An 11,362-nucleotide genomic window follows, 5' to 3' on the forward strand; every position below is an offset into this window, starting at 1 on the left:
AGTTTCTTTTCGGGGCCCACAAGGGTGCTCCGCGGCGACGGACCCTGGCGGTCTTTGCAATCGCTTGCGGCGTCGTGATCCTCGGAGCGGTCGTCCTCGCCCGACTGGACCGGCAGCTGACCCTGCAAAGCCAGGCGCAGTCCGACAACCTGGTCTGGAACCTGACCCAGGTGGAGGTCGACCTACAACGCCTGCAAATCGCCCTGCTTGTGGCGCGGCTCTCTGGGGCGAACCAGGCCGCCTTGGGCCGCGTCGCCCAGAATTTCGACATCCTCTTCAGCCGGGTCCAGACCATTCGCCACGGCACCGCTGTCGCCGACCTGCCCATACGCCAGACGGAAGGCTGGCGACGGCTTGCCGGTCCGCATGGGCTGATGGACCAGCTGCAAGAGGTGCTGGACCACGACCCCGCCCAGCTTGGCGCCAAGCTGGACCGCTTCAGCCAGCTGGCGGGCCAAGTCCAGCCGCTGATCCACCACGCCGTGACCGGGTCGCTGCAATCCGCCGCCGAAACAGCTGACGCCGCCAAGAGCGAGCTGCGCGCGACCCTGATGGTCTTTGCCGGCGCGCTTTTGCTGACCATCGGGGCGCTGGCGCTCTTCCTTTTGACCATCCACCTGCAGGGCCGGGCGCTGGCCGCGCGCGCCCGCAAGCTGGAACATGCCCTGCGCAGCCAGCGCCTGATGATCGAAGCCGCTCAGGATGGCGTCCTCGTCATCGCCGACAATGGCCGCGTCATCGTCGCCAACAAGGTGACTGAGGCGCTTTTGGGCCCGCCGCTCCAGCCCAAGCGGCGCCGCCACCTTTCTGACCACCTCGACCCCGAGGTTTCGGCCCTGACCGCCTGCACCCAGCGCCAGACCATCATCCGCCGCGCCGATGGCGCCCGCATCCCGGTCGAACTGACCATGCGTTCCATGCGCTCGCCCGACAGCCGCAGCTTTCGCATCGCTTTCCTGCGGGACCTCTCCGACCAGATCGACCGCGAGACCCGCCTCGCGCGCGCCCTCGCCGCTGCCCGCGCGGGGGAAGAGGCCAAGGCCCGGTTCGTCGCCGTGATGAGCCACGAGATGCGCACCCCCCTCAGCGGCCTTCTCTCTGCCCTGGACCTGCTGCGGGCGACACCGTTGGACCCCGCGCAAGCCGACCTCGTGGGGATCATGGAGGCCTGTGGCCACACAACGCTTGAGCAGGTCAACAACGTGCTGGAGCTGACCCAGTTGACCGCGCAGGACAAGGGTCATGCGGCGCTGGACTTCGACTTGCGCGGGCTCTTGCAGCCGCTGGTTCGCCAGTTCCAGGCGAGGGCGCAGCAGCACGACACCGCCCTGACGCTGGAGACCGGTCCGAATGGGCGCGTGCAGCTACATGCCCCGCTGCAGCTGGTCAAGCGCGTGGTGGGCAACCTTTTGTCGAATGCCGTCAAGTTCACCCAAGGGGGGCGCATCGTCGTCAGCTGCCTTTGCACCCCGGCCGAGACCCCGGGCAAGATGCTCTGCCAGATCAGCGTCAGCGACACCGGCATCGGGATCAGTGCCGCCGACTTCCAGCGCATCTTTCACGCCTTCGAGACGCTGGACAGCACGTTTTCGCGCACCCAGGACGGCTCGGGCCTGGGGCTGGGTATCGCAAAAATGGCCGCCGAGGCGCTGGGAGGGCGCATCACGGTGGACAGCACACCGGGCAAGGGCAGCCGCTTTGCCCTGTCCTTCGAGGCCGCCCTTGCCCCACCCGCCGCCCCACCCGCAGCCTTGGCCCCGCCCGAGCCTGTGGCGCCCAAGCTGGCGGGACTGCGGCTTCTGCTGGCAGAGGACAACGAGATCAACCGCCTCCTCCTGGTCCGCCAGCTGGAGCGCCTCGGTCATCAGGTGGTCGCGGTCGCCGATGGCGCGGCGGCGGTCGAGGAGATCCAGTTGGATCAGCCCTTCGACGTGGTGCTGATGGATGTCTCGATGCCCAAGATGGACGGCATGACCGCGACGCGCCTTCTGCGGGGCGAGGATGCCTGCCTGCCCATCATCGCCCTGACCGCCCATGCCGACGAAAACCGCCGCGCCGAGTTCCGTGCGGCCGGCATGGACGACGTCATCACCAAGCCCGTCGACATGGCCCATCTGCAAGAGGTCATGGCAGCGTTTGCCCACCGGACCCCACCGGGCTTGCCCTCCGATCAACCGAGGCCAGCGCCGCTGCTGATCGACGACCAGGTCTTCGACGACCTCATCCAATCGCTTGGCGCCGACTTTCTGCGCCAGACCCTGACGCGCTTTGCCGCCGAGGTTGACACCGCGCTTGCGGCCATCGCCGCCGCGCAATCGGCGGGCGAGGCCGAGCAGCTGGCCCTTTTGGCCCACCGCGAGGCCGGATCGGCGGCCATGCTGGGCTTTGCCGCCCTGGCCGCCGCCCTGCGCAAGCTGGAGACCGCCGCGAGGACCGACCCAATCGCCAGCCTTGGCGCCCAAATCGAAAGCCTTGGCCCGCTGCACGCGGCGGGGCTGTCCGAGATCACCCGCCGTCTGTCGCTTTGGTCCGCCGAAGGGCGCCCGCTCTGACTGCCGACGCGCTTTCAGACCCGAAGGAGTCTCGGACCTATCTTTCGCGACCTGCGGCGCACTTGTGCGACACTGGTCGTGCCATCCCGGACGTCGCAGAGTGAACCCCTTGTCAGCGCGAGGGAGTGCCATGGTCGCCTTGACCGAGACCCATAAGTCAAAGGCCGGACTGCTTCGTCGGCTCTTGGCGCTTTTGGCCGACCCAAAGGCCCCCTTGTCCCGCCCGGCGCCCGACGTCAACTTGCGCTTCCCGGAGATGCCCAGCGTCGACGGCATCGAGACCTTGACCATCCTCATGGTGGGCCGTGTCGATGGCGCGCTTTTGTCGCCTGCGCTATGGCTTGGAGATCTTGGCGCCCTTGTCCAATGGATCGCGCCGGACATCGACGAGCTGAACGGTCTGGCCCGGGATGGCCTGATGGCGCCGACCCATGTGGTCATCGACCTTGACGCCATGGGCGGCATCCTGCCCGCCTTTGACAGTTTGCGAAAGCTGCGCGACACGCGCCCCGACCTGCCCGTGATCCTGGTCTCCGGCGACCTGGCTGTGGATGACTTCAGCCTGGAACGCTTGGCCCTTTGCGACGCCTCCTTGCGGGCGCCGGTGGCCTTCTCGTCGCTGGAATATGCTTTGACAGAGGCGCGCGAGGTGAACAATCCCGCTTGGGTCGCCCGTCTGAAGGACTTGCGCGCGGGGCTCTGACCCGCCCCGGGTTGCCGGCGCAACCGCCCGCCCTTTCCACACCGCAGCCGAAACCCGCCGCCGCACAGGCGCCTTACCCTGCGAAGGGGTGGAGGCGCCTGTGCGGCGTATTCCAGACGGATGGCCGCCACACCCGTTCGGAGCGCCCCATCCCCTTCCGCACTTCCATAGCCCATTTTTCAGCCTTCTCAACCGCTTGCGCGTCTGTAACTCGGCCGGGTCCCCGGCAATGATCCAAAGGGCACGCGTGGCTCGATTCGAGAGGGCGAGCCATCGGAAGAAGGACCCCATGGAAGATTTCACCCCTGCCCTCACGACGATCCTGATCGCCGACGACCACCAACTGCTTATTGACGCTGTGACCCAGGGTCTGCGCAACGAGACCGATTTGACACTGCGCACGGCCCACAGCCTGGCCGAAACGCTGCGCGCCCTGCAGGAGGCGCCGATCGACCTGGTGCTGTTGGACGTCAAGATGCCCGGGATGAACGGGATGGAAAGTGTGATCGAGGTGATCCGGGCCGCCAAGACCGGCGCGGTGGCGCTGTTCTCCGGCAATATCGACGAGGCCTTCGCCCGGCTTGCCCTGCGCGAAGGGGCGGCGGGCTTCGTGCCCAAGACCCTCCCGATGCGGGTCCTGCCCTCCGCGATCCGGCTGATGTGTTCGGGCGAGGTCTTCATGCCCGTCACCCGCCGCGATGCGTCCGACCCCGAAGAGCCAGAGGCTCGCCCCCTGGTTGAACGCGAGCTGCGCATCCTGCACATGGTCCAGGCCGGGCTGACCAACAAGGAAATCGCCCGGCAGATCGAAAGTTCGGAGGTCCGCATCAAGATGTATCTGCGGACGATCTTCGCCAAGATCGGCGCCAAGAACCGCGCCCATGCCGTCAGCATCGTCCGCGCCCAAGGCCGGATCTGATGCGCATATCAAGGATTAACCACATGACTTTGCTGAAATTTCTGGCCGCAGCCCTTCTTGTGGCGCAGGGCGCCACCGCAGCCACCACCGAGGGCCAGTTTGCCATGCGCGGCCTGGGGTCAGCCCAGTGCCGCGCCATGATCGAAGCCTTTGCGACAGACCAGGGCCCTGCCCTGCGCCAATCGCTTGGCCTGTGGATTTCGGGCTATGTTTCGGGCCGCAACGAAAGCCAGCCCGACACGTTCGAGGTCGTCCCGCTGCAGGACCTGCGCATCCTTCAGGCCCTGCTGGAGGCCGCCTGCACCAGCAATCCCGATGCGCTGGTTCAAGTTACCCTGTCGGCCCTGGTCGGGAAACTGGATGGCGCCCGCATCCGCAGCGCCGCCGCCCCCCTGTCGATCGGAGACCCGCCCATGCCGCTGCACCCCGAAGTCCTGGCCTATGTCCAGGCTCGGCTGGTGACGCTGGGGCTGATGGCGCCGCCCCAGACCGCGGGGAGCTTTGACGCCACGACCTCGGCCGCGTTGCAGGCCTTTCAGGGCTCGGTCGGCTTGGCCCCCTCTGGCATGCCCGATGACACGACGATCCTGATGCTGCTGGGCCAACAATGACCCGCAAAAGAAAGCGCCCGGATGCTGGGGGGCATCCGGGCGAGGCGCGGCATTTCGGGCAGTACAAGCGAAATGCCGGGGTCGATGGACCCTTCCGGTCGTCCCTCCCGCACGATCCAGCCCACGACGCGCCGTCCTCCCACGGGGCGCCGCAAGCTGTCAGGGTTCAGGGTCGCCGGGCAACGCCTACAGGACTGATACCTGACCCATCGCGGACAACAACCGTGCGGAGGGTGCAAAATCGCCCTCTGACGAGAGGCGACTTGATCGAAGGATCACCTCTTGGGTCCGGCCATGCGCATCCTCTTGGCTGACGACCATGCTTTTGTGCGTGACGCCATCGCCCATGTGCTGCGCCAGCATCTCTTGGCGCAGGTCGAGACCGCCCGGGACCTGGCCTCGGCGCTGGACCGCGTGGAGGGCGCGGGGGGCTTTGACGTCATCCTTCTTGATTTGCGGATGCAGGGGATGGACGACCTTGCCGGCCTGAGCGCGATGCGGGCCCGCGCGCCCGGCGTGCCGGTGGCCCTTTTGTCGGGACACCTGACCCGAGGCGTGGTCGATGCCGCGTTGCAGCTGGGTGCTGCGGGCTGCCTGTCCAAGGCCATGTCGGTGCAAAGCCTTGTGGCGGCTCTGCGCCTTATGGTCAGCGGGGCCGTCTTTGTCCCTCTGTCCGAGGCAAATTCCTTTAGCGCGGGCCCGACCCTGACCCCGGGCGAGGACCTGATGGTCCGGGGCCTTGGCAAGGGGCTGTCGAACAAGGATCTGGCACGAGAGCTTGGGCTTCGCGACGTGACGATCAAGCGACATCTGAAAACCCTCTTCCGCAAGATCGGCGCGCGCAACAGGACCGAAGCGGCGCTTTGGGCCGCGAACCGGGGCCTGACCTAAGGTGCGGTCAGGCCGGGGCCTTCAGGGCCTCGTCCAGCCAATCGGCGGTGCAGGTCTGCGCCATGATCCGGCGCGCCCCAAGGTCAAGCGCCCAGGCCCCGCCGCCAAAGCTCTCGACCTCACGGTAGGAACACCAGCGGGCAAATTGAAATCCCCAGTGCCCCACCAAGTCAAACTCGCCGGCAAGGCGCAAGACAAAGGCCACAAGGGCATCGGGATTGCCGCCATCATCGTCATGCAGCCACAGCGTCGCATGGGGTGGCGCATCGACGACCGAGACTTCAAAGCCCCGGACCAAGGGCGCGGCCCGGAAAGCATCCTCGGCCCGGCATTGCCGAAACAGCTCCAACGCACCTTGAGCCTTGGCCGGAGTGGCCATGTCGAGGTGGCACGAGAAATGGATGAAATAGAGCGGCATAGCGGTTCTTACCCTCGCTGACAGGCCCCGGAGGGCCAAGGTCAGGAAAGCGGCAATCCCGGGTTTTGCCAAGGAACCCGAAGTGTTCATGCCCTATCGAAAGACACCTGAAGGCAAGCGGGCCGGGAGCCATGGGTGGGACCTGGCTGACATTTTGCCGTGGACATGTCGGATCAACCTTGCGCGCTGTTCAACTGGTGGGCCTCGTGATGACGACATCAGCGCCTTCGTGCCGCCAAGCCTTCCGCCTCAGGCCCGGTCGGCGCTGGTTTGACGGCCCGTGGGGATGTGGATAAGTTTTCGCACCATACCTAGATTCTTCTTGCCGGACTCACGCGTTCATGTCATTTCCGTTTTGACGAAAGAACGCGTCAGAACGGCAAAACGCCGTCAGAACCACAAAGAGCCCTGCCAGGGGCCCGAGGGCAGCACATGAGTGATCTAGGTGGGAAACTCAATCAAGGCGTCAGCTCGTCAGATATCGGGGCCTATGCCGACAGCCTTGCGGAGTCCCTGAACCGCCAAATGAAGGCCGCGCTTCAACCCGAAGAGCGCAAATCACTGCGGCGCTTCAGTTCCACCGAGGTGGCCGAGCTTCTGCGCGTCAGCCCCTCGAATCTGCGCAACCGCCACAAGGACGGCAGCTTCCCCGAGGTCTATTCGGACAATCGTGGCCATCGCTTCTATTCGGCCGAAGAGATCGACGACCTGCGTGGCATCCTGGCGCGGACGGGGAAGAACGCCGATGCCTATCGGCCCGGTCGGCGCGAGGGCGACAAGCGCCAAGTCATCTCGGTGGTGAATTTCAAGGGCGGCTCTTCGAAGACGACGGCCACGATCCATCTGGCGCAACGCTTCGCCCTGCGCGGCTATCGGGTGCTGGTGCTGGACCTGGACCCTCAGGCAAGCTTGACGACCTTTTTCGGCTTTCGACCAGAGCTGGAATTCGCCGAAAGCGGCACGATTTATGACGCGCTGCGCTATGAGGGCCGGGTTCCGCTGTCCTCGGTGATCCAGAAGACCTATTTCCACAACCTCGACATGGTGCCCGCAGGCCTTTTGCTGTCGGAATACGAGACCGAGACCGCCAACGCCCTGGCCCGCCGCCAGCAGCCGATCTTTGCCGAGCGGCTGGCCCTGGCGCTGGACGAGGTCGAGGCGGATTACGATCTGGTCATGATCGACTGCCCGCCGCAGCTGGGCTTTCTGACGCTGACGGCGCTGGCGGCATCGTCGGGGCTTCTGGTGACTGTCGTGCCGGGGATGCTGGACATCGCCTCGATGAGCCAGTTCCTGAAACTTGCCTCTGAAACCGTGAAGGCGGTCGAAGAAGCCATCGGGCGGCGTGTGACCTGGGATTTCGTCAAGTTCCTGATCACCCGCTATGAGCCCTCCGACGGGCCGCAGACACAGATGGCCGGTTATCTGCGCTCGATCCTTGCCGGTCAGGTCATGACCGAACCCATGCTGAAGTCGACGGCGATTTCCGATGCCGGGATGACGCAGCAGACGATCTATGAGGTCGATCCCGGCCAGCTGATCCGCAAGACGATTGATCGGGCGCTCGCCAGCGTGAACAACGTGGCGGACGAGTTGGAGCAGACGATTCAGATGGCATGGGGTCGACGCTGATGGGCCGCAACATCTTTAACCAGCCACCCAAGGAAGATGCGGCCGCCCCCCCTGCCCCGTCGAAGCCTGTGAAGTTTGGCGGCTCGGTCGGGGGCTTGCGCGACTCGCTTCGCGAGATCACGGCCAATTCGATCCGCGATATCGACCCTGAGATGATCGACATCGACGGGCTGCGGGACCGGCTGGCCTTCGACGATGACGGGATCGCGGATCTTGCCGAGAGCATCCGCAAGCATGGACAGCAAGTTCCGATCATGGTCCGCCCCTCGGATCGGCCGGATCGGTATCGCGTCGTCTATGGACGGCGCCGCCTGGCGGCCATTCGCAAGGTCGGGGGCCCGGTCAAGGCCATCGTGCGGACCTTGGATGACGACGCTTCCCTGATTGCACAGGGGCAGGAAAACAACCTGCGTCTGGACCCGTCCTTCATCGAAAAGGCGTTGTTCATCAAAGAGATGCAGGAGGCCGGATATAAGCCTGGCGTCATCCAGGATGCGCTTGGCCTGACCCGGCAGGGCGTGTCGAACCACAGGGTGGTGGTCGAACAACTCCCCGAAGAGCTGATCCGGTTGATCGGCCCGGCGCATGGCACGGGGCGTCGGCAATGGGGCGACCTTGCGGACCTTTCGGCAAAGATCTCGCTTGTCACGGTTGCCAGGACCGCCTTGAGCGCCCTGCCCCAAGAGGCGACCAGCGCGGAACGGTTTCAGATCGTCTTTGACGCCTGTTCGCGCGCGGCAAAAGAACCCAAGGCCAAGTCTTTGGCCCGAAGCATCCTCGTGAAGGACCACAGTGGCGAGGTGGTTGGCCAACTGTCCCTTGATGCGAAATCCGTGGCGATCAAGGTCGCGCGGAAGGACAATCCGGAATTCGGCCTTTGGCTGGAAGAACGCGCTGAAGCCGTGCTTCAGGACCTCTTCCAGCAATGGCGGAATGAGAGCGGCCAGAGGGCTTAACCCTCGGCCAAAATGAGGCAACCCCGAGCAGAAGGAGAGTAGCGAAGGCCAGAAAGAAAAGAGCCCCCCAAGGTTTCCCTCGGAGAGCCCATCGTCGATTTGCACCCATGATGTAGCAATCTCCCACACAGCGGTCAAGAGTCACCGATTCGGTGGACGTGATTTTGTTGTCTTTTCGCGTGAAAAACCGCGGAAGGCGCCGGGAACCTGTGGGCCGACGTGGCCGTCGTTCAGCACACATGACATTCAATCAGATTACCGCAAGGACCTCCGGCCCCGCGCATCGCGACCGGCAGGATAAGGACTTGTCTCCCGATCCCTGGGAGGTCTTCCGCGCCCTGCGCGATGCAAGGGCCTGCTTTGGGCTCAAGCCCGGGCATATCCAGAGCCTTCAGGCGCTTTTGAGCTTCCTCCGGCCGGGTCAGGGCACCACGGTCTTCGCGTCAAATGTCGAGATTTGCCGCAGGACGGGCGGCGTCGACGAGCGGACCCTTCGCAGGCACATCGACCGCTTCGTCGAGCTTGGCTTCATCGAGCGGCACAACAGCCCGAACGGCAAACGCTATAGGGTCAGCGCCTGCGATGGCCAGACGCTCAGCTTTGGCCTGTCCCTGGCCCCCATGATGGCGCGCGCCGAGGAAGTCCTTAAAGCCGCGAGCGACCTGCAAGACACCCTGCGAGACCAGGTTTTTCTTCGCAAGCAGCTCTTGGCAAAGCTCGCCATCGTCGACACGACAGAGCCGGACAATGCCGTTGCGCAGACGGTTCGGAAGATGCTTCGCCGCAAGCTGTCCGCCACGCAATACCAGAGCTTGATTGACGACATCGACACCACGCTTCAGCAGATGTCCACCGCGGTGGACGCCGTCCGTCCGGTGCATTTGTCCGGCAATGACGGGCAAATTGTCCGGCATCTTTCTAGGTCTGAAGAAGTAAGAAAAGAATCTGAAACGGTCGCCGACACAGAACTTCCGAATCTGCAAGACCTGACCGCGGCTTGCAGCGAAGCAATGGTCTACACCACGGCCCCGCTGGCGACCTGGCACGACGTCGAACGACACGCAGCAACACTGGCTCCGATGATGGGAATTCACCGCCAAGCCTACGAAGATGCGGGCCGCACCCTTGGCTCCAGGAAAGCCGCCGCGACGATTTTCATCCTGCTGCAACTCAGCAACCGGGTAAGGAATTGCGCGGCTTATTTCCACAGCATCACGCTGGGGCGAAAGGCCGGCCAGTTCCGACCTTGGCGCCTTCTTGCGAGGATGGGTCAACAGCAAGCGGCGGTGGCATGATGTCCACCGCGGTGGACGTTTCGCGTACCACTTATCCAACAGGCACTGGTCCGTCACCAAATACGGTGGCCGAAACTGTGCCAGCCAAAGCACGCAAGTGAAGGAAGGGATTTGGACGATGGCTGAGATCAAGAAAGTGGCTCGTGGCGATACCCTTATGGCCACGGCCGCTCAGAATGTCATCTGTCGCCCTCACGCGAAATCCCCGTCGCCCGACATTTGGCACATCAGGGCAGGGGTCTCGGTGAAGAGGCTGGCGAAGGACATCGCCCACAGCGAGCTCCTTCAGAGCCAGAACGCCCGGCACGTTCTGCACGAAGCGGAGGCGGAGACCGGCAAGCCCAAGATCCTGGCCGGTGGGCGCCGTTTCCAGCCCCAGCCCCGGCTGTTGAAAGAGAAGCGCGCGTCAAGGCGGCCCCTATCCCTTGCATCGAGCGCGACGCCGGGTCGGCAATCCTCGCCGAGGATGACCCGCGGGCCGAAGACATGCCGCGCGTCGCCCTTTGCCCACTCGACCAATTCCGCGCCCTCTCAACTCGACGCGAGACGTGTCGCGGAGGATCTATCGTCACGCTGCAGGTCGTGCGTTAACGGCTGAAGTTCCCTCCCTGATGTCTGCCGAGGATGATACGACGTGGGAGCAACTCATGGAAATCCCCATGCGCGCCGAGGCCAGGCGTTGTCGTCCAAGGGCTGACCTATGGCTTTGACAATGGCCGGGGTCGTCAGTCTGGTAAAGCTGCACCTATGACCTGGGCCACAGGACATAAACACGCGGCTCGAAGACTTGGTCGCGGCGATGGACGTGCTGGAAACCAGGCCGCTGATCTTCGATCCTCAGGAGACCGCAGGGGCAGGGGGCTTCGTCACCTTGGACCGCGAGGGCAAGCGGGGCCGTCATCGCGGCTATGTGCGTCCTGAAGACCTCAAGTGCGGCGAGACCGATGGGCAGAGAGTGCGAGGGTACCGCACGTCATCCACGCCAAAGGTCTCCATCTCCACCACGTCGTCGAAACTGGCGGCAAACGCGGTGAAGACGGCTCGGTTGCGCCGTTATGCTCTTTTATGATACGAAGGGATCAAGGAAGTCGCAAAAGCAGGTCGCAATCCAAAGTCGAGATACAAAAGGACCACACATGTTCCTTCGGGCCGCCCATTTTCGCGCCGCGCGGGCCATGCTGGATGCGAGCCAGGCCGAAATAGCGGCTTTGGCCGGCATATCGCTGCCCACGTTGAAGCGCCTTGAAAGCGAGATCTCGGGGCCGGGGCGTGCCAATTCCAGCAACGTCGAAGCCCTTGCAAAGGCCTATATGGTCAAGGGTATTCGCTTTCATTTTCCGGATCGGGATGGGCTGATTGGCGTCTCGCTCGACAACGACTGATGC

The 11,362-nt window shown here is 64.3% G+C and carries 11 protein-coding genes; 10 read left to right on the top strand and 1 reads right to left on the bottom strand.

Annotated features, from left to right (window positions below; translation table 11 throughout):
• Positions 1–74 precede the first annotated feature (74 nt).
• The 5 genes from NX862_RS17465 to NX862_RS17485 all read left to right on the top strand — a co-directional run bounded on the left by NX862_RS17465 (position 75) and on the right by NX862_RS17485 (position 5,676).
• Positions 75–2,552: a hybrid sensor histidine kinase/response regulator gene (locus tag NX862_RS17465; RefSeq protein ID WP_264495221.1), complete on the top strand. Its 2,478-nt coding sequence runs from the start codon at positions 75–77 to the stop codon at positions 2,550–2,552.
• Positions 2,553–2,808: 256 nt separating this feature from the next.
• Positions 2,809–3,255, top strand: coding sequence for a hypothetical protein (locus NX862_RS17470; RefSeq protein ID WP_264495222.1), 447 nt, complete (start codon positions 2,809–2,811; stop codon positions 3,253–3,255).
• Between the two features lie 289 nt (positions 3,256–3,544).
• Positions 3,545–4,174: a response regulator transcription factor gene (locus tag NX862_RS17475; protein ID WP_264495223.1), complete on the top strand. Its 630-nt coding sequence runs from the start codon at positions 3,545–3,547 to the stop codon at positions 4,172–4,174.
• 23 nt (positions 4,175–4,197) lie between these two features.
• Positions 4,198–4,785: a peptidoglycan-binding protein gene (locus NX862_RS17480; RefSeq protein ID WP_264495224.1), complete on the top strand. Its 588-nt coding sequence runs from the start codon at positions 4,198–4,200 to the stop codon at positions 4,783–4,785.
• Between the two features lie 294 nt (positions 4,786–5,079).
• The gene (locus NX862_RS17485) at positions 5,080–5,676 is read left to right on the top strand and encodes a response regulator transcription factor (protein ID WP_264495225.1); all 597 of its coding nucleotides are present in this window, start codon (positions 5,080–5,082) and stop codon (positions 5,674–5,676) included.
• Between the two features lie 7 nt (positions 5,677–5,683).
• Here NX862_RS17485 and NX862_RS17490 read toward each other — a convergent pair whose 3' ends face one another.
• Positions 5,684–6,094 carry a hypothetical protein gene (locus NX862_RS17490; protein WP_264495226.1) on the bottom strand — a complete coding sequence of 137 codons (411 nt, stop codon included), beginning with the start codon at positions 6,092–6,094 and terminating at the stop codon, positions 5,684–5,686.
• Positions 6,095–6,526: 432 nt separating this feature from the next.
• Between NX862_RS17490 and repA the strand changes: the two genes are divergently transcribed.
• The 5 genes from repA to NX862_RS17515 all read left to right on the top strand — a co-directional run bounded on the left by repA (position 6,527) and on the right by NX862_RS17515 (position 11,359).
• The gene (gene repA / locus NX862_RS17495) at positions 6,527–7,726 is read left to right on the top strand and encodes a plasmid partitioning protein RepA (protein ID WP_264495227.1); all 1,200 of its coding nucleotides are present in this window, start codon (positions 6,527–6,529) and stop codon (positions 7,724–7,726) included.
• Positions 7,727–7,821: 95 nt separating this feature from the next.
• Complete coding sequence (gene repB, locus NX862_RS17500) at positions 7,822–8,682, top strand: plasmid partitioning protein RepB (RefSeq protein ID WP_264495228.1); 861 nt, start codon at positions 7,822–7,824, stop codon at positions 8,680–8,682.
• 239 nt (positions 8,683–8,921) lie between these two features.
• Positions 8,922–9,977: a plasmid replication protein RepC gene (repC, locus tag NX862_RS17505; RefSeq protein WP_264495229.1), complete on the top strand. Its 1,056-nt coding sequence runs from the start codon at positions 8,922–8,924 to the stop codon at positions 9,975–9,977.
• A 799-nt stretch (positions 9,978–10,776) separates the two neighbouring features.
• Positions 10,777–11,046, top strand: coding sequence for a hypothetical protein (locus NX862_RS17510; protein ID WP_264495230.1), 270 nt, complete (start codon positions 10,777–10,779; stop codon positions 11,044–11,046).
• 67 nt (positions 11,047–11,113) lie between these two features.
• Positions 11,114–11,359: a helix-turn-helix domain-containing protein gene (locus NX862_RS17515; protein WP_264495231.1), complete on the top strand. Its 246-nt coding sequence runs from the start codon at positions 11,114–11,116 to the stop codon at positions 11,357–11,359.
• Positions 11,360–11,362 lie beyond the last annotated feature (3 nt).

It is taken from the genome of Stagnihabitans lacustris (assembly GCF_025950525.1).
Classification (GTDB): Bacteria; Pseudomonadota; Alphaproteobacteria; order Rhodobacterales; family Rhodobacteraceae; genus Stagnihabitans.